This is a genomic window from Escherichia sp. E4385 (assembly GCF_963883145.1).
Classification (GTDB): Bacteria; Pseudomonadota; Gammaproteobacteria; order Enterobacterales; family Enterobacteriaceae; genus Escherichia.
This window is the reverse complement of sequence record NZ_CAWOOJ010000011.1, coordinates 85987-104929: the sequence shown is the minus strand read 5'-3', so window position 1 is coordinate 104929 and position 18943 is coordinate 85987. Positions and strand designations below refer to the sequence as shown.

The following is an 18943-nucleotide window of genomic DNA, read 5'->3' as shown; positions in this document are numbered from 1 at the left end:
CAGCCTCAGTTAATGTGCTTTTTTGAGTTCTGCAATGCAGTCAGCAAAGTTTGGCAACCACTTCTCATGCGCCAGAATCATCTCTCTTGCCAGCAGTTCCGCGTCACGATCGGAATGCACCAGCGGGCTAAGGTTGAGCGCCAGTAACACATCGTTAAATTCACCGCTAAGGGCTGCGTGACTAGCGGCAATCTCAAAACCTTTGATGGTATGAATCAAGCCCATCACTTTGTCATCGAAGTGTGTAATGCGTGGATGTGGCGTCGCGCCATCGCGCCCCAGTGTACAGGTCATTTCTACCGCCCAGTCTGCCGGAATATTATCAATATGCCCATGATGCGGTATATTAACGTAATGTTCCGCTTGCTTGTCGTTGTAGATAGCATTAATCACTTCACACGCCGCATCTGAGTAATATGCCCCGCCGCGCTGTTCCAGTTCTTTCGGCTTAACTTTCAGGTCCGGATTTTTATACAGGTCAAAGAGTTGTTTCTCGACTTTCTGTACCACCTGTGCACGTGCGCCGCCTTTATAATACTCACCCATTTCAATCGCCAGCATCTCTTTTTGCTTGAAGTAATAAAGCAGATACGAGCACGGCAACAGATTCAGTGAGCGAATTAAGCCTTCGCTAAACGGCAGATCGAAAATATTTTTTACACCAGACGCTTTTAACTGCCCGGATGCCACACCATCAAGCAATTCGGCAAAGCGAGACTTGCCATTTACCAGAACATCTTTAATAAACACCATGTGGTTCAGCCCGAACAGATCGATAGATAAATCATCGTTCTCATTCAACGCTAAAACATCGCTGATAAACATCTTCATGCCAATCGGAATATTACACACGCCGATAAAGCGTTTAAATCCGGTATGACGATAAACGGCTTCGGTGACCATTCCCGCTGGGTTCGTAAAGTTAATCACCCAGGCATTGGGGCAGAGTTCTTCAACATCTTTGACTATGTCAAAAATCACCGGAATAGTACGCAGACCTTTAAACAGGCCACCTGCACCGTTGGTTTCCTGGCCGAGATAACCATGACTTAACGGAATACGTTCATCGAGTTCGCGTGCTGGTAATTGACCTACGCGCAGCTGGGTGGTGACGAAATCGGCATCTTTCAATGCTTCGCGGCGATCAAGCGTTTTATAAAGCTTCATTGGTACACCAGCGTTATCAATCATCCGCTGGCAGAGATCGAAAATAATATCCAGCTTCGCTTTACCCTCTTCGATGTCCACCAGCCATAATTCACTCACCGGCAATTCGTGATAACGTTTAATAAACCCTTCCAGTAATTCCGGGGTATAGCTGCTCCCGCCACCAATAGTGACGACTTTTAATTTCTGGCTCATAATTTCTCCCTTCATTAGGAAATACTGATATTCGTCGTGCCTGCCGCTAAGTCAGGAATAACCCGGAAACACCAGGTTATACAGAGCAAGCATGTAAATTTAGTGTTCTGATACAATGGCTACTGATTAAATTCAGTCAATTTTTTACGATAGCTATTGGGTGTAAACGAGGTCAATTTCTTAAACGTTTTAATAAACAGACTGGGGCTACTATAACCGGCTTCAAATGCAATATCTGTTACCGAATAGTTGGTCATTTCCAGTTGTTTTTTGGCAAAATTAATGCGAATTTCATTAATAATTTGCATTGGCGTTTTGCCATAATATCGCTGGGTCGCACGCGTCAAATATTCCTGCGATTTCGCCGACAGTATCACCATATTTTCCAACGCATTTTCACTAAACTGCTCTTTATCATGCATCTTTTCAACCGTGCTTTTCAGCCACTGAGGCACATCATCAATTACCTGTTCTTCACGATAATGACGTAAGCGGTTGATAACATAAAAAGTCACTGTCTCAACAAACTCTTCCAGCCCGGTTTCACGGAAATTCAGTGAAGAGATGACCGTTTCCACATAGGTGAGAAAAGCGCTATTGGTCCGGTATACCTGTGATGCGACAAAGCAATAAGGCAACAACGGCAGATAATGCTGCTCAAAAAAACGTTTGCTGATCCCAACATTTAATATACGCGTGGCGCCAAACTCATAAAAACTTTGATGGTGCGAGCCCAACGGAATAAAGACAAAATCGCCCCGCTCCAGCAACACGCGTTTACCGTTTATCTCCTGGTAATAACGACCCGTTAACACCAGGGTGAATTCATAATAGTCATGTTGATGCAGCCCACTGATACTCTCAGTTTTGTTGTAGATAAACACATGGAAGTTTTTGCCATTAAACAGTTGTTGTTCACGGGCTGTGGCAATTTCCGGCGCGTTAATCACTGGCTGCATCATCAACTCCTTATGCCTTCAATTTTTCATGAAGCTCAATTAATTCGCTAATTAGTTCACGTGCAAGCATTGAGGTCATTAAATGATCCTGAGCGTGGACCAGCACCAGACTCACTTTCATCTTACCTTCGCCCGCATCGCCTTCAATCAGTTTCGTCTGTACCAGATGCGCTTCATTCAACGCCATTCGTGACTGATCCATCATCGCTTTTGCTGCCGCAAAATCGCCCTGCTTTGCCTGTTTCAGCGCCGCATACGCCAGACTGCGCGCCTGCCCGGAGTTGATGATAAGCCCCATCACCACTTCTTCCAGTTCTTCGGCTTCGGTTTGCGTATCCGGGATATTGTCGAGATCCATCATACTCAGTTCCTCACTTTCCTTACCCGGCACAGCGTTACCTGTGCCGATATCGATTAAAATTTCAGCGCGTTAGCAATATCTTCTTCACTCTCTTCTTTATCAATCACGTTTTGTGCTTTGTTAGCCACCACAACAAATGGCAGATAAATCAGCGTGGCGATACCGAGGTTGAAGAGTGCGACCAGTAAGGCGGCGACGCTACCGTTGGTGTTAAAGAAGGCCCCCAGACCGGTTGGCATGGTCCACGGCGCAATGTTGGTCACTGGTGGAATAATGCCCATGTAATATGCCGCCAGGGTGATTGCCGCCAGAATCGGTTGTACCAGCACAAACGGGATAAACATCACCGGGTTCATAATAATCGGCAGACCAAACAGAATCGGTTCGTTAATCTGGAAGATGCCTGACGGCAGAGCCAGTTTTGCCACCTGACGATAATCAGCACGGCGAGAAGCAATAAAGATAGCCAAAATCAGGCCCAGGGTCGCGCCACTACCACCGAGGAAAATAAAGGAGTCCAGCATCGGCTTGGCCCAGATATGGAAGGTCTTACCGGCAGCTAATGCCGCTTCGACGGAACCATATTGCTGGTAGGTCGCAATGTTTTCCAACGCCCACGGCGTCATGATGCCGTTGTCCAGTGCAGTCAGCGCCAGCGCGCCGTGAATACCGAAGAACCACAGCAGTGGAACAAAAATCACATACGCCCAGCCGACCACACTGCCCAACGATGCCAGCGGCGTCGAGATAGTATCCATAATGATCTGATGGAAGTTTGTGCCCCAGGTCGTCAGCGCCCAGGCAATAATCCCCATCACGGAAAGAATAATAAAGCCGGGAATCAATGCAGAGAAAGAACGCGATACCGACGCAGGTACGCTATCGGGCAGTCGAATTACCCAGTTGCGGCGGACAATAAAGGTAAACATTTCTGCCACCACCAGGCCGATAATAATCCCGGAGATGATATTCGCGCCGCCTAACCAATTAGCGCCGACGGCATAAGCCTCGCCGACGCTATAAGGCGTGACGGTCATAAACGCCGCAACGGATAACAATCCCGCTGCCAGCGCATCGACTTTACGCTCTTCTGCCAGCGCCATGCCGATAAAAAACGGTGCCATTAAAGACATAATCCCCAATGTTCCGTTATAAACATTTCCGCCAATACCTTTCAGACCATTGAGTGTTTCAATGGTCGAGGCGTCGAGGCGAATACCTAAGGAATAAAAAAACGACCCCTCCCCAAAGCTAAGGAAAACGTTATTAATTAATACAAACATCGCCCCTGCGAGGGTTAACGGCATTAAGCGAATAAAACCGTTTTTGATTGCATTAACGTGCGGCTGCTTTCCTATTTTAACTGCAAAAGGGAGGAGTACCTTTTCAAGCGATGCAATAACATTACTCATAGAAAAATACCCTTAAAAACCGCAACTCAAATATTGCGGTATAGATTTATGAAATAACTCTTTGACGGGAAAATTTAAAAATTAATTTGCTGCGGCTTTTTTAATTGCTGCAACTGCAGCCTTAAGCACGCCTAAACCATCGACTTTGCCATATAACAACGAGTCAATTACTTCCACCGGTTTGTTGGGTAACAAACGCTGAATTTCGGGCAACATATAAGCAATCTGCGGCCCTAATAAAACGACATCGGCATTCAGCCCTTTTTCACCAGCCAGCGTTTCTGGAAATGCTTCAATAATGACCGGAACTTCATATTTTTCTGCCTGAGCGCGCATTTTTGATACCAGTAAAGAGGTAGACATGCCCGCAGAACAAAACAGATAAATGTGTTTCTTTTCCATAAAACTGCCCTCATCAACGATTATCTGTCAGCCAGACACTCCGCAAGCCTTCACCTGCTTCCATGCTCTGGGTAACTTGCGAAACCAACATGACTTTTTTTGGTGGCTGAAAAGAGTATACGGTATTGACCTGAGCAATAGTATTTCTTTGACTATACAAATTGTCTCTCCTTGACCTGCTGTTATGACCACCTTCACATTTCGGTTAAATAATTCGCGTCAACAAATAAGAACACGCGCATAAAAAAACCGGCACAATGGCCGGTTTTCGTTGTGACTCAAGCTTTCAGATGAAGGAATTACTTCGCAGCCTGCGGATCAGTGTCGTATTCGGCACAGGTCTGATAGCCGGTATTGATCACATGCCCGGTATCATCTAACGCGACAAAATAGGTTTCTGCTTTACCATCACGTTGACCCAGAATGTAGGTCTGGCAAGTACCACGAGCATGGATCATGCTCACTTCAGACGAAGGTTTACCCGCAATTTGTGCAACCTGCGCCCGGCTCATGCCTTTTTTGACGTCTTTCACCACAGGCTGTACAAACTGGTCTTTGGTACGATCATACGCCGTACAACCTGCCAGCATGGTTAATACCGCCGCTGCACCCAGAATTCCTGCCATATTCTTGTTCATATTCCGTCCTCTTGTTTATCAGCGTGTTAGATAAGCCTGGAATACATCGGGGGCTTTTTCAAGCCTGAGAGCGAAACGGTTTCGCTTTCAGAGGATTCCTGTATGACGTTTTAACCACCATTCAACCTGCTGTCGCTTGTCGTTTCTGTAGCAACGGGTTAGCTTTAAGGAAGTTTTATTTTTCTGTCTGGAGGGGTTCAATGACATTGCAGCAACAAATAATAAAGGCGCTGGGCGCAAAACCGCAGATTAATGCTGAAGAGGAAATTCGTCGTAGCGTCGATTTTCTGAAAAGCTATCTACAAACCTACCCGTTCATTAAATCACTGGTACTCGGCATTAGCGGTGGTCAGGACTCTACCCTTGCCGGTAAGTTGTGTCAGATGGCAATTAATGAACTGCGCCAGGAAACCGGTAATGAATCACTGCAATTTATCGCCGTGCGCCTGCCCTACGGTGTTCAGGCCGACGAACAAGATTGCCAGGACGCCATTACCTTTATTCAGCCGGATCGCGTATTAACCGTCAATATCAAGGGCGCGGTACTCGCCAGCGAACAGGCATTGCGGGAAGCGGGTATCGAACTGAGCGATTTTGTGCGTGGCAATGAAAAAGCACGTGAGCGGATGAAAGCGCAATACAGCATTGCGGGTATGACTAATGGCGTCGTAGTTGGCACCGATCATGCGGCAGAAGCCATTACTGGATTCTTCACTAAATATGGTGATGGTGGCACAGACATTAACCCTCTGTATCGTCTGAACAAACGTCAGGGTAAACAGTTACTGGCGGCGTTAGGTTGCCCTGAGCATCTCTATAAGAAGGCCCCAACAGCCGACCTGGAAGATGACCGCCCGTCACTGCCAGATGAAGTCGCGCTCGGCGTAACGTATGAAAATATCGATGACTATCTGGAAGGGAAAAATGTCCCGGAACAGGTCGCCAGAACGATTGAGAACTGGTATCTGAAAACCGAGCATAAACGCCGCCCACCCATTACGGTTTTCGATGATTTCTGGAAAAAATAAACAGTGCGGCCTCCCCGCCTGAGATTGTCGACACCAAATACTTTATTCATGCCGGATGTGGCGTAACCGCCTTATCCGGCCTGCAAAACTTTGCAAATTCAATACATTGCAGGAATCGAGTAGGCCTGATAAGCGTAGCGCATCTGGCAGTTTACATTTGTCATCGGCCTTGCCTCTTTTTTAATCGCCACCCACCCGCTATACTGGATAAATGACCAGCACTCGGAGTAAACAGTGGTACGGCGTTTAACTTCCCCGCGGCTCGAATTTGAAGCGGCGGCAATTTATGAATATCCCGAACATTTACGTTCATTTCTTACTGACTTACCCACCCGACCCGGTGTGTATCTGTTTCATGGTGAAAGTAACACTATGCCGCTCTATATCGGCAAAAGCGTTAACATCCGCAGCCGCGTCCTTTCCCATTTACGTACCCCGGATGAAGCGGCCATGCTGCGACAATCCCGACGCATTAGCTGGATATGTACCGCGGGCGAAATCGGCGCTCTGCTCCTTGAAGCGCGTCTAATCAAAGAGCAACAGCCTTTGTTTAATAAACGGTTGCGCCGCAATCGTCAGCTCTGCGCCCTGCAACTGAATGAAAAACGCGTAGATGTGGTGTACGCCAAAGACGTGGATTTTTCTACTGCGCCAAACCTGTTTGGCCTGTTTGCCAATCGCCGCTCGGCATTACAGGCATTACAGACAATCGCCGATGAACAAAAGCTCTGTTATGGCCTGCTCGGGCTGGAACCGTTAAGCCGCGGTCGTGCTTGCTTTCGGTCGGCGCTAAAACGTTGCGCCGGAGCGTGCTGCGGAAAAGAGAGCCATGAAGATCATGCTCAACGTCTGCTCCAGTCGCTGGAACGTTTGCGGGTGATCTGCTGGCCGTGGCAAGGGGCGGTTGCGTTGAAAGAACAGCACCCGGAAATGACCCAATACCATATTATTCATAACTGGCTGTGGCTGGGGGCAGTTAATTCGCTGGAAGAGGCGGCAACGTTGATCCGTACGCCTGCCGGATTCGATCACGATGGTTATAAAATTCTTTGTAAACCACTACTTTCCAGTCGTTATGAAATTACTGAACTTGATCCGGTGAATGGCCTGCAAGCCAGTTAATTTCACTGAACAGCAGTTTGCCTTGCGGTTGCAAAAGCCGCAGGGTGTGTTTGCCATCGTACCAGCACGCGCCCTGGTCGGTGGTTAACAATTTTTCGCCCAGTTGCCATGCCCCGCTAATCACAAACACCACCCCGCCGCGTGAGCCAAAAGTGGTGAACGTGCGATCGGCAATTCTGACTTTCGCCTTACAGGCATCCAGGCGCGTCATAATGTTGAAATCCATCGACATCAGCCCTTCCGTCAGTTTCGCTTTTACCACCTGGTCCGCCGCAAAAGCAAAAGGCTGTAACGGCTTTAAGGTATGACTAAAACGGTCTGCGCTTTCAAGAAGCATCTCACCGCCTTCCAGCAGCGTCACACTTCTTTCCATCCCAGGAAATAAAGAAAATTCACCATTGGCCGCAATGGACGCAATGCTGGCACGCCAGTAAAAATCACGTTTCGCAGGGGGAAAACTACAGATCTCACGAGTTTCACCGGCAGCGTTTCGCCACAGGTTCACCGACATTTTACGCATATCAAAGTATTCCATACTCGCTCCGGGCATGCTCTTTTCATTGTTATCGCTCAGGCAACCGTGGATTGTTATCGGCAACTCGTATGATTTACCTTAACGTTTTCGCAAAAATGACAGGCACAGGCGCATAAAAGAAAACCGCCGATCCTGTCCACCGCCTTACTGCAAGGTAGTGGACAAGACCGGCGGTCTTAAGTTTTTTGGCTGAAAGATTATTCAGCAGTTGCAGGCATTTTACCTTTTCCCGCTGGGCGTTCTGTCAGACGCTTCTCAAAATTAGCATTAAATTGCTTTTTCTGCTCCGGCGTCAGGATGTTGTAAATCTTGTTCTGGGTTTCCATATGCGCCAGCATGTTAGCTTTGCGCTGTTCTTCCATTTTAGCAATCTGCGCTTCAGCTTTTGCTTTGTCGAAAGTATCGCTGGCGATGATGTCATGCATTGCGCGGCGTTCTTCCAGCGGCGGACGTTTCATCTGGTCACGCTGGCCTTTCATGATTTCACGAATCTGCTGTTTCTGCGCGTCGGTCAGGTTCAGGTCTTTGAACATCATGTCCTGATGCGGACCGAACTTGCCTTTATGGTGCATCATCGGCTTCGCGTCAGCCGGTGCTGCGGTAGTGGTGTCAGCGGCGTGGGCCAGGTTAGCCGCGCCAAGAGCCAGGGTAGAGGCAACAAACAGTGCAGTTAATTTACGCATATTCTATATCCTTCCTTTCAGTTATTTGTTACGGCTTTCTTAAGTAACGTGCCGTGTTGACGAGATTAACTTTACTGAGTTTAGCGTCAATTAATCAGAGCAACGGTAAATCAATGAAAGTATAAAAAACATTTTTTCGCCAATTATGGAGAAAAAAAGAAAAATTGAAGGAAAGTGATGAATAAATATTACAAGACAATGATTTTGCAGAAATTATGAAGGACTATACCTGATAAATGGCGATAAATAAAGCAAACATCCAGGATTAATCCGTATTATTCCGAAAGTCGTTATTAAATACCCGCAGAAACCTTTCTGCGGGCAAGTGCTAGGTTATTTTTTCCAGCATTAATCCCGCGCGTAATCCCAACGCCACCAATGGATTGGGGAATAGCACATATTCAATATCATGAGTCACGGTAAAACGTTCCTCATCATCCTGCGCCAATAACGTTCCTTTCTTAAACGGCGTGAAATTCAGCGTCTCGCTCGCCATATGCAACTCGAAGGCAGCAGTGTGACGGGTAATCTGCGAAACCACCCGGTAACGCTGGGGCAGTTTTCTCTCTATACCGACACTTGCCCCTGCTAACAGCGCAGCAATTGCATTGGTGGTTGGCGCAAACTGACGAAGATCGTTTTGCCCAAACGGCAGTGCTTTGCCTAGCTCCAGCGTACACGCCAGTGCGCCAAAATGTTGGCAGCTGAAATGGGTAAACGTGCCGCCGGGCGCCTGATGAAATACCAACGCCTCTAGCCCTGCCGCGCCCAGCCATGTCAGAAAACTTTCGTCCCAGGGAATTTCTCGTTGCGGTAAAACACCAAACCGCTGGTGATACGAACCGCGGATGGCTGTATGCAGATCAAGATGCCAGCGAACAGACTCTTTCCCCTGCTGATAAAAATCTTCCAGGCACTGTTCCAGCTCGCGGGCGCGGCAGGTTTCGCCGCTTTCGGCAAATTGCTGCCAGCGTCCGCCAAACATCCGGTTTATATCGCTATGGCAATAGCGCTTTCCTTGCTTGAGCGCAGGGGGATTTCCGAGGATTGCCAACAAGCGCCAGCGTAACTTAATTTCACCGTGATAAATTGCGCCAAGCAATGCATCAAGCATCTCCACAGGTGCCGTCTCATTACCGTGGATCCCCGCCGAAATTACCAACGCGCCTTGCGGTGGCGTTAATGGCGTCAGTTCCAGCACACCATCGCCCAGCCAGCGCCAGCGAACGCCGTTGATTTCTCGCTCGGTGATAACCGGTTTTTTACCCGTTAAGGTCAGAGCAAGAAAATTATCCATTGCCCCCTCCCTCGCGCTGGAACGGATAAACCGAACCGAGATTCAGTAATTGAGTCAACGCATCCAGTGCTTCCCGCCCTTCGCGCAGCAATTGCGGGTCGGCCAGATCGGCAGCAGTCAGACGATCGCGGTAGTAACGATCCACCCAGTCATTGAGCGCATTAAACAGCGTATCGTTCATCATCACCGCCGGATTCACCGCCTGACGTTCTTCATCCGTCAACACAACGCGCAAACGCAGGCACGCAGGGCCTCCGCCGTTCGCCATGCTTTCGCGCAAATCAAAAACTTTTAGTGAGCTTATCGGGTTATCCGCAGCAAGGAGTTCATTGAGATAACGCCATACTCCGGCGTGTTCCCGACACTCCTGTGGCAGCACCAGCATCATCGAACCATCATCGCGACTCAACAACTGGCTGTTAAACAGATAGGTCGAGACAGCATCCGGAACGGAAACCTGCGACGTCGGTACTTCTATCGCCATAAAGCCGTTGACCCGCGAACGCAGGTTTGCCAGTAATTGCGCCTGGCGAGCGAACGCCTGTTGATGGCAAAACAGCACCTGACGGTTACTCACGGCAATCACGTCATTATGAAAAACGCCCTGGTCGATAACGTCCGGGTTTTGCTGGGCGAAAATCACCTGCTGCGGATTAACCTGATTCAGCCTGGCTACCGCCTCGCTGGCTTCGCGGGTCTGCCGCGCCGGATAGCGGGAAGGCCGCGTACCGTTACCCTCTTCTCGCCCGTAAACAAAAATCTGCATACCGGGTTCGCCGTAATGACCGCCGAGGCGATTGTGGTTTGCCGCCCCTTCGTCACCGAGCATCGCCACCTGTGGCAACGCCGAATGAATGGTGAATTTCTCTTTATCGTTAAAAATGGCGATTAACAGCGATTCGGTGACGGGGGCTTCCAGCGAACGGTGAAATTTATTGTTCAGGTTGGCGACCGTGAAATGTACTTTGCCATCCAGCGTATCGGCGGATGGCGCTACCGTGGCCGCATTAGCTACCCACATTGGCGATGCTGAACTGACGCTGGAAAGCCAGTGTGGTGCCTGGCGGGCAACCTTTTCCAGTACCTGCTCATCGCTGCCGCTGAATCCCAACTGACGCAGCACCGGAATAAACGGACGCTCGTGCGGCGGGATCACCGCCTGGGGAAATCCCGCATCGGCAAGGGCTTTCATTTTCAGTAAGCCTTGCTTCGCCGCCAGTCGTGGATTCGATACCTGAAAACGATGACTGGTGGAGGCTTCATTACCAAACGACAGGCCAGCGTAATGGTGCGTCAGCCCCACCAATCCATCGAAATTGACTTCCCAGGTATTCATCGCGCCACCTCATCGGAAAAATCCAGCCCGGGGTTAAGCATTGCGGGCAACGTTAACGAGTCCGACTCCAGGCTCGCCATCGGCCAGGCACAATAATCCGCCGCATACCAGGCGCTGGGGCGATGGTTGCCGGAAGCGCCAATGCCGCCGAATGGTGCTGTACTGGCGGCTCCGGTAAGCGGTTTGTTCCAGTTAACAATTCCTGCCCGCGCTTCCAGTAATAGTTGCTCGAACTTTTCCCGTTTTGGGGAAACCAGCCCACAAGAGAGGCCAAAGCGGGTGTTATTCGCCATCTTTATCGCCCCATCAAAAGTGTCATAACGCCATACGCGAAGTAGCGGCCCAAACACTTCTTCATCCTGCACGCCTGAAACACCCGTCATTTCAACGATCCCCGGCGTCAGCAGCGATGTTCCCGCTTGTAGCAAACGTGGCGCAAGCAGCGTTTGCCCGCCCAATGCTTCCAGTTCCTGCCTGGCAGTAACAACCTGCTGTGCGGCCTGTTCAGAAATCAGCCCACCAATAAACGGCTGCGGTTCGTCATCCCATTTCCCCGGCGTTAACCGCTGGCTGACGGCAACAAGGCGAGCAAGAAACGCATCGCCCTGCGCCCCGCTTTTCACCAATAAACGGCGGGCGCAGGTGCAGCGTTGCCCGGCAGTGACAAATGCCGACTGGATAGTCAGATGGACAGCGGCGTCGATATCCACCACGTCATCAATAATCAGCGGGTTATTGCCGCCCATTTCGAGGGCAAGAATTTTTTCCGGCTGACCGGAAAGCTGACGATGTAACTGGTAGCCGGTATTGGCGCTGCCGGTAAACAGCAAGCCGTCGAGATCCTCCAGCGCACTGAGTGCCTGACCGGTTTCGCGCCCACCTTGCACCAGGTTCAGCACGCCCGACGGCAAGCCTGCCTGCTGCCATAAACGCATGACTGCCTCGCCGCTCCAGGGGGTTAGTTCGCTGGGTTTAAAGATTATCGTGTTACCTGCCAGCAGCGCCGGAACGATATGCCCGTTAGGCAGATGCCCGGGGAAATTGTACGGTCCAAACACCGCCAGCACGCCATGTGGACGATGCCGCAAGCTCGCCGCTCCATCCGGCATTTCACTACGCTGCTCTCCCGTGCGAGCGTGATACGCCTTGATTGATATCGCGATCTTATTGATCATCGCCGTCACTTCGGTTGCCGCTTCCCAACGCGGTTTGCCGGTTTCTCTGGCAATAATCGCCGTTAATTCGGCTTTGTTGCTTTCCAGCAGTGCAGCAAATCGTTCAACTCTTACCTGACGATCGCCAAAAGAGAGCCGCGCCCAACGCGGAAACGCTGCACGAGCGGCCCGACAAGCCTGCTCAACCTGAGCAGCATCGGCATCATTGCCCTGCCATAACACCTCGCCCGATACCGGATTACGCTTCACGCGCTGTGCGCCCTGGCCCGTCACCCAGTCACCGTTGATCCATAAAGTCATGCTGTTTTCTCCTCTGCACACAGGCGCACCAGACGAACGCGCTCCCCGGCGTGGCATTTGAGGGCATCCAGTTGTGCGGCGGTTAAAATCAAACGTTCGGTCGCCGGATCGGCTCGCACCAGCAACACGCGGAAATGGTGATAATTTTCATTGGCGACCAGGCAAGCCGGAAAATCTCCCTGTGCAGGTTGTCCTTCCGCTACTTCCACCAGCCGACTTTTGCGGATAGCGCGAACGCGGTCAATGTCACACTCCAGCGTCGGCCCGCCGTCGAAAATGTCGATATAGTTGCGGTAGCGAAAGCCCTCTTTTTCCAGCACCGCCCGCGCGGGCGCAGTTTGCGGATGAACCTGACCGATAACGTCCTGGGCTTCCTGGGATAAAAAGTCCGTATAGATCGGATGTTTCGGCATCAGTTCTGCAATAAATGCCTTTTGCCCGGTGCCGCAGAGAAAATCGGCGCGGCTAAAATCCATCGAAAAGAAGCGTTTACCGAGGCTTTGCCAGAACGGTGAATAGCCGTGTTCGTCAATCACCCCGCGCATTTCCGCGACCACTTTGTCATTAAACTTGTCGCGAAAAGCCGCCATAAACATAAAACGCGATTTCGACAGCAAATAGCCGTTGCCCTCTTTGCGCCAGTCCGGGTCGAGAAACAGCGTGCACAGCTCGCTGCTGCCGGTGTGATCGTTACTGAGAAACAGCGTCGGCAACGCGTTATAGACATTCAGCTCTTTTGAGGCGTGGACCAGCGTGCCGACGCGATAGTTGTACCAGGGATCGTTCAGCCCAACTGCCACCTCTATGGCGCAAATTCCCGCCACAGTACCTGTTTCACTCTCTTCCAGCACAAACACATAGCCCTGCTCGCTTTTGGGCAGTTCGCCCTGCCAGGTTTTGATTGCCCTTTCGATACGTGCCGAAAGCGTGGCTTCATTGGCGGGAAGCGACGTCAGGCCGCCGCCCGTTTTGCTGGCAAGCTGCATCAGCGCTGAGACATCTGATCGCTCAACGGGACGGATGACCATCATGATGAACCTCGGCTAACAAAGTGTTCGCAAGCAGCTGCAAAGCGATCCAGTCCGGTCGTTATCTCTTCTTCGCTGACATTCAGTGCAGGCGCAAAACGCACCACGTTGCCACCCGCAATCAGTACCATCACGCCTGCTTTCGCCGCTTCCTGAGAGATCTGTTTCGCTTGCCCGGCGTAATCGGCATTCAGCACACAGCCAATCAGCAAACCTAAGCCGCGAATTTCACTGAACAAACCGCAGCGGTGATTAAAGGTATGAAGACGCTCAACAAACCAGTCGTGACGCTGTTTAACCCCGTTAAGCATCTCTGGCGTGTTGATGAGATCCAGCACTTTGCCTGCTACCGCCGAGGCCAGCGGATTGCCGCCGTAGGTGGTGCCGTGGGTGCCAACGGTCATCACGCTGGCGCATTCTTCGGTTGCCAACAGAGCGCCAACGGGGAAACCGCCGCCCAGCGCTTTGGCGGTGGTTAACAGATCGGGCGTCACGCCGTAGTGCATATAGGCATACAGTTCCCCGGTGCGCCCGACGCCCGTTTGTACTTCATCAAAAATCAGCAAAGCATTGTGGCGGTCACACAATTCACGCAGACCTTGTAAAAACGCGTTGCTGGCGGGTACCACACCGCCTTCCCCCTGGATGGGTTCGACAATCACCGCACAGGTAGAGTCATCAATCAGCGCGCTGGCAGAGTTAATATCGTTATATGCAGCATGACGAATATCCGGTGGCAGTGGCGCAAAATCCTGTGAATAGGCTGGCTGCCCGCCTGCGCTGACGGTAAACAGCGTGCGCCCGTGAAACGCATTTTTGAACGCCACGATGCCGCTCTTATGGCTGCCGTAGCGGTCGTGAGCGAATTTACGCGCCAGTTTTAGCGCCGCTTCGTTGGCTTCCGCACCGGAGTTACAAAAGAAAATGCGATCGGCAAACGTGGCGTCGATCAATTTTTTCGCCAGTCGCAGTACCGGCTCGTTGGTGTAACCGTTGCCGGTATGCCAGAACTTACTCGCCTGTTCGTTCAGCGCCTCGCGCAGTTCCGGATGCGCATGACCCAATGCGTTTACCGCAATGCCACCCGCGAAGTCGATATACTCTTTCCCCTGCTGATCCCACAAGCGCGAACCTTCGCCACGTACCGGTATAAACGGTGCCGGAGCGTAAACAGGTATCATCCATTCATCAAAGTTTTCACGCGTAATTGGCTGAGACATAGCGACCTCTACAGTAAATAATTCGTTATTTATATGTTAATAATAAGTAATGTTTGCGCTGTAAATGTAGATTGCAGGGTTCATGCCAGCCAGGGGGAAAAGTGCATAAATGACGGTCACTAACTGGAAATCAATGAGTTACAACCGAACAATATGCACCTTAAGTGCATATAAAGTGAATATGTTTGCCATGTGGATGAATAAATAGAATAAAAAACGCAATGTTATGCAGAAGTAAAATATAATTCTGGAATTGTGATCATTGGCGAAATTTACTGGAAATTACTGCGCCATTCTGACGCAACTCGCACCAAAAGCGGGCATTTTCTGCGCCATCGTTGACATCATTAACAACCATCGATCAAATCACTTAACAACAGGCAGTAAGTCAGACGAATTTCTGCTAACATCCACGCACTCATTATCAGAATAAATGGCAGCGACTATGAAATTTGTCTCTTTTAATATCAACGGCCTGCGCGCCAGACCACACCAGCTTGAAGCTATCGTCGACAAGCACCAGCCTGATGTGATTGGCCTGCAGGAGACAAAAGTTCATGATGATATGTTTCCGCTCGAAGATGTGGCAAAGCTCGGCTACAACGTGTTTTATCACGGGCAGAAAGGCCATTACGGCGTGGCGCTGTTGACCAAAGAGACGCCGATTGCCGTGCGTCGTGGCTTCCCGGGCGACGGCGAAGAGGCACAACGGCGGATTATTATGGCGGAAATCCCCTCACCGCTGGGCAATGTCACCGTGATCAACGGCTACTTCCCGCAGGGCGAAAGCCGCGACCATCCCATAAAATTCCCGGCTAAAGCACAGTTTTACCAGAACCTGCAAAACTACCTGGAAACCGAACTCAAACGTGATAATCCGGTGCTGATTATGGGCGATATGAATATCAGCCCCACCGACCTGGATATCGGCATTGGCGAAGAGAACCGTAAACGCTGGCTGCGTACGGGTAAATGTTCTTTCCTGCCGGAAGAACGCGAATGGATGGACAGGCTGATAAGCTGGGGGCTGGTCGATACCTTCCGCCATGCGAACCCAGAAACGGCAGATCGCTTCTCGTGGTTTGATTACCGCTCAAAAGGTTTTGACGATAACCGTGGTCTGCGTATCGACCTGCTGCTTGCCAGCCAGCCACTGGCCGAATGCTGCGTAGAAACCGGCATCGACTATGAAATCCGCAGTATGGAAAAACCGTCAGATCACGCACCTGTCTGGGCCACCTTCCGCCGCTAATTTCTCCGTTCTCCTGGCTCGCACTGGGTCAGGAGAATTAACCTTGAGAAAAATCAACAAACTGTCAGTAATGATTTGTTGCCCGCCGTCCTTTGTTATACCGTCACTGCGTTTTTTAGTTGTCTGACCACTTCTCTATTATCAAGTTTGATATAGGAAACTCCACGATGAACGCTGAGCGTAAATTTCTTTTTGCCTGTCTGTTTTTTGCGCTGATAATTTACGCTATCCATGCTTTCGGTTTATTCGATCTACTCACCGATTTACCCCACTTACAGACACTCATTCGCCAGAGCGGATTGTTCGGTTATAGCCTCTATATTCTGTTATTCATCATCGCCACCCTCTTTCTGCTACCGGGCAGCGTACTGGTGATCGCTGGAGGAATAGTTTTTGGCCCGCTAACAGGAACGCTACTTTCGTTAATTGCCGCCACGCTGGCCTCGTCGTGCTCATTCCTGTTGGCGCGCTTTCTGGGGCGTGATTTACTGTTGAAATACGTCGGTCATTGCCACACTTTTCAGGCTATTGAAAAAGGCATTACGCGTAACGGTATCGATTTTCTTATTCTGACCCGCTTAATCCCGCTATTTCCATACAATATTCAAAATTACGCTTACGGATTAACCGCCATCGCCTTCTGGCCTTATACCCTTATTTCGGCATTAACCACTCTGCCTGGAATAGTGATTTATACCGTGATGGCCAGCGATCTTGCCAGTGAAGGCATTACGCTGCGCTTTATTTTACAACTCTGTCTGGCGGGCCTGGCGCTGTTTATTCTCGTCCAGCTCGCCAAACTCTACGCCCGACACAAACATGTGGATCTGTCTGCTTCGCGCCGCAGCCCACTTACTCACACAAAAAATGAAGGATAGAACGATGTTGCAACATTATTCAGTGTCATGGAAAAAAGGACTGGCTGCGCTGTGTTTACTGGCCGTTGCGGGGCTTAGTGGCTGTGATCAAAAAGAGAATACGGCGGCAAAAGTGGAATACGACGGGCTTTCGGACAGCCAGCCGCTACGTGTCGATGCAAATAACCATACGGTAACCATGCTGGTACAAATTAATGGGCGTTTCCTCACCGACGATACCCGCCACGGTATTGTGTTTAAAGATGGCTCCAACGGACATAAATCGCTGTTTATGGGTTATGCCACGCCGAAAGCATTTTATGAAGCCCTGAAAGAGGCAGGTGGTATCCCGGGCGAAAACATGACGATGGATAATAAAGAAACGACTCATGTCACAGGCAGCAAACTGGATATTTCAGTTAACTGGCAAGGGGCGGCAAAAGCGTATTCCTTCGATGACGTGATTGTTGACAGTAATGACAAGAAACTGGACATGCGCTTTGGCGGTAATTTAACGGCAGCAGAAGAGAAAAAAACGGGCTGCCTGGTATGTCTGGATAGTTGCCCGGTCGGTATCGTCAGCAATGCGACATACACTTATGGGGCGGTGGAAAAACGCAGCGAAGTGAAATTCAAAGGCAATGCCTCGGTTCTCCCGGCAGATAACACGCTGGCAACGGTCACCTTTAAAATCGCCGAATAAAACCAGGATAAAGGATGATGAAAATGCAATCGCGTAAAATCTGGTATTACCGCATAACCCTCATCATCCTGTTGTTCGCGATGCTGCTGGCATGGGCGCTGCTTCCCGGCGTCCATGATTTTATCAATCGCAGCGTTGCGGCGTTTACCGCCGTGGACCAACAGGGTATAGAACGCTTTATTCAGTCTTACGGCGCACTAGCGGCAGTTGTCTCGTTCTTGTTGATGATTTTTCAGGCCATTGCTGCACCGCTACCTGCGTTTTTGATCACCTTTGCCAATGCGTCGCTGTTTGGCGCGTTCTGGGGCGTCTTGCTGTCGTGGACCAGTTCGATGGCAGGCGCGGCACTGTGCTTTTTTATCGCCAGAGTGATGGGCCGCGAAGTGGTGGAAAAGTTAACCGGCAAAACCGTGCTTGACAGTATGGACGGCTTTTTCACTCGCTACGGCAAACACACCATCCTGGTATGTCGGTTATTGCCTTTTGTCCCTTTTGATCCAATCAGCTATGCTGCCGGTTTGACTTCAATACGTTTTCGCTCGTTTTTTATCGCCACCGGGCTTGGTCAGTTACCGGCAACCATTGTCTATTCTTGGGCGGGCAGCATGTTAACAGGCGGTACTTTCTGGTTTGTCACCGGACTGTTTATTCTGTTTGCTCTGACCGTGGTGATTTTTATGGCGAAAAAAATATGGCTTGAGCGCCAGAAGAGGAATGCCTGATGGGGTTACCACCGCTTAGCAAAATCCCTTTAATTTTACGTCCACAGGCGTGGCTGCATCGTCGCCATTACGGCGAGATGCTAAGCCCCATCCGCTGGTGGGGGCGGATCCCGTTTATCTTTTATCTGGTGTCGATGTTTGTTGGCTGGCTGGAGCGCAAAAGCTCACCGCTCGATCCAGTGGTACGATCGCTTGTCAGCGCGCGTATCGCGCAAATGTGTCTGTGTGAGTTTTGCGTGGATATCACCAGTATGAAAGTCGCCGAGCGTACCGGCAGCACCGATAAATTGCTGGCGGTAGCTGACTGGCGACAAAGCCCGCTCTTCAGCGACGAAGAACGGCTGGCGCTGGAATACGCCGAAGCGGCAAGCGTTACGCCGCCAACGGTCGATGATGCCCTGCGCACCCGACTGACTACGCATTTTGACGCCCAGGCGCTCACCGAGCTGACGGCATTGATCGGCTTGCAAAATCTGTCAGCCCGTTTTAATTCTGCCATGGACATTCCCGCTCAGGGGCTGTGCCGTATTCCTGACAAACGTTCTTAAGGA

General features: G+C 50.4%; 20 protein-coding genes. 7 read left to right on the top strand and 13 right to left on the bottom strand.

Annotation, left to right across the window (positions count from 1 at the left end):
- Positions 1-9 precede the first annotated feature (9 nt).
- The 6 genes from celF to osmE all read right to left on the bottom strand — a co-directional run bounded on the left by celF (position 10) and on the right by osmE (position 5134).
- Positions 10-1362, bottom strand: a complete 1353-nt coding sequence (gene celF / locus AACS80_RS10395; RefSeq protein ID WP_130259850.1) for a 6-phospho-beta-glucosidase — start codon at positions 1360-1362, stop codon at positions 10-12.
- 119 nt (positions 1363-1481) lie between these two features.
- A complete protein-coding gene (chbR, locus tag AACS80_RS10390) occupies positions 1482-2324 on the bottom strand; it encodes a transcriptional regulator ChbR (RefSeq protein WP_171021440.1) in 843 nt (280 codons plus the stop codon).
- Positions 2325-2331: 7 nt separating this feature from the next.
- Positions 2332-2682 carry a PTS N,N'-diacetylchitobiose transporter subunit IIA gene (gene chbA, locus AACS80_RS10385; RefSeq protein WP_064529165.1) on the bottom strand — a complete coding sequence of 117 codons (351 nt, stop codon included), beginning with the start codon at positions 2680-2682 and terminating at the stop codon, positions 2332-2334.
- Positions 2683-2735: 53 nt separating this feature from the next.
- Positions 2736-4094: a PTS N,N'-diacetylchitobiose transporter subunit IIC gene (chbC, locus tag AACS80_RS10380; RefSeq protein ID WP_130208308.1), complete on the bottom strand. Its 1359-nt coding sequence runs from the start codon at positions 4092-4094 to the stop codon at positions 2736-2738.
- A gap of 81 nt (positions 4095-4175) precedes the next feature.
- Positions 4176-4496, bottom strand: coding sequence for a PTS N,N'-diacetylchitobiose transporter subunit IIB (gene chbB / locus AACS80_RS10375; protein WP_000412160.1), 321 nt, complete (start codon positions 4494-4496; stop codon positions 4176-4178).
- A gap of 299 nt (positions 4497-4795) precedes the next feature.
- Positions 4796-5134: an osmotically-inducible lipoprotein OsmE gene (osmE, locus tag AACS80_RS10370; protein ID WP_064529167.1), complete on the bottom strand. Its 339-nt coding sequence runs from the start codon at positions 5132-5134 to the stop codon at positions 4796-4798.
- Between the two features lie 200 nt (positions 5135-5334).
- Here osmE and nadE point away from each other — a divergent pair, with 200 nt between their 5' ends.
- Positions 5335-6162 carry an ammonia-dependent NAD(+) synthetase gene (nadE, locus tag AACS80_RS10365; protein WP_135410012.1) on the top strand — a complete coding sequence of 276 codons (828 nt, stop codon included), beginning with the start codon at positions 5335-5337 and terminating at the stop codon, positions 6160-6162.
- A 234-nt stretch (positions 6163-6396) separates the two neighbouring features.
- Positions 6397-7284 carry an excinuclease Cho gene (gene cho / locus AACS80_RS10360; RefSeq protein ID WP_130259852.1) on the top strand — a complete coding sequence of 296 codons (888 nt, stop codon included), beginning with the start codon at positions 6397-6399 and terminating at the stop codon, positions 7282-7284.
- Here cho and ves read toward each other — a convergent pair.
- From ves to astC, 7 genes are all read right to left on the bottom strand, one after another.
- Positions 7244-7819: an environmental stress-induced protein Ves gene (gene ves, locus AACS80_RS10355; RefSeq protein ID WP_131161167.1), complete on the bottom strand. Its 576-nt coding sequence runs from the start codon at positions 7817-7819 to the stop codon at positions 7244-7246. The two genes, cho and ves, sit on opposite strands and share 41 nt — an antisense overlap.
- 197 nt (positions 7820-8016) lie before the next feature.
- On the bottom strand, positions 8017-8502 hold the full coding sequence (spy, locus tag AACS80_RS10350) for an ATP-independent periplasmic protein-refolding chaperone Spy (RefSeq protein ID WP_130208314.1): 486 nt from the start codon (positions 8500-8502) through the stop codon (positions 8017-8019).
- A gap of 328 nt (positions 8503-8830) precedes the next feature.
- Positions 8831-9799: a succinylglutamate desuccinylase gene (gene astE, locus AACS80_RS10345; RefSeq protein WP_135410013.1), complete on the bottom strand. Its 969-nt coding sequence runs from the start codon at positions 9797-9799 to the stop codon at positions 8831-8833.
- The gene (astB, locus tag AACS80_RS10340) at positions 9792-11135 is read right to left on the bottom strand and encodes an N-succinylarginine dihydrolase (protein WP_135410014.1); all 1344 of its coding nucleotides are present in this window, start codon (positions 11133-11135) and stop codon (positions 9792-9794) included. Before astB ends, astE begins: the two co-directional genes overlap by 8 nt.
- Entirely contained in the window at positions 11132-12610 is a 1479-nt protein-coding gene (gene astD, locus AACS80_RS10335; RefSeq protein WP_135410015.1) for a succinylglutamate-semialdehyde dehydrogenase, read from the bottom strand. The genes astB and astD overlap by 4 nt, the downstream gene beginning before the upstream one ends.
- On the bottom strand, positions 12607-13641 hold the full coding sequence (astA, locus tag AACS80_RS10330) for an arginine N-succinyltransferase (protein ID WP_135410016.1): 1035 nt from the start codon (positions 13639-13641) through the stop codon (positions 12607-12609). The genes astD and astA overlap by 4 nt, the downstream gene beginning before the upstream one ends.
- Positions 13638-14858, bottom strand: a complete 1221-nt coding sequence (astC, locus tag AACS80_RS10325; RefSeq protein ID WP_135410017.1) for a succinylornithine/acetylornithine transaminase — start codon at positions 14856-14858, stop codon at positions 13638-13640. Before astC ends, astA begins: the two co-directional genes overlap by 4 nt.
- Before the next feature lie 445 nt (positions 14859-15303).
- On the opposite strand from astC, the gene xthA reads away from it, so the two are divergent.
- From xthA to AACS80_RS10300, 5 genes are all read left to right on the top strand, one after another.
- Positions 15304-16110 carry an exodeoxyribonuclease III gene (gene xthA, locus AACS80_RS10320; RefSeq protein WP_130259859.1) on the top strand — a complete coding sequence of 269 codons (807 nt, stop codon included), beginning with the start codon at positions 15304-15306 and terminating at the stop codon, positions 16108-16110.
- Positions 16111-16277: 167 nt separating this feature from the next.
- Entirely contained in the window at positions 16278-16988 is a 711-nt protein-coding gene (locus AACS80_RS10315) for a TVP38/TMEM64 family protein (RefSeq protein WP_131161163.1), read from the top strand.
- Between the two features lie 4 nt (positions 16989-16992).
- Complete coding sequence (gene ydjY, locus AACS80_RS10310) at positions 16993-17670, top strand: lipoprotein YdjY (protein WP_135410018.1); 678 nt, start codon at positions 16993-16995, stop codon at positions 17668-17670.
- A 14-nt stretch (positions 17671-17684) separates the two neighbouring features.
- The gene (locus tag AACS80_RS10305; RefSeq protein ID WP_135410019.1) at positions 17685-18392 is read left to right on the top strand and encodes a TVP38/TMEM64 family protein; all 708 of its coding nucleotides are present in this window, start codon (positions 17685-17687) and stop codon (positions 18390-18392) included.
- Entirely contained in the window at positions 18392-18940 is a 549-nt protein-coding gene (locus AACS80_RS10300; RefSeq protein WP_135410020.1) for a carboxymuconolactone decarboxylase family protein, read from the top strand. Before AACS80_RS10305 ends, AACS80_RS10300 begins: the two co-directional genes overlap by 1 nt.
- Positions 18941-18943 lie beyond the last annotated feature (3 nt).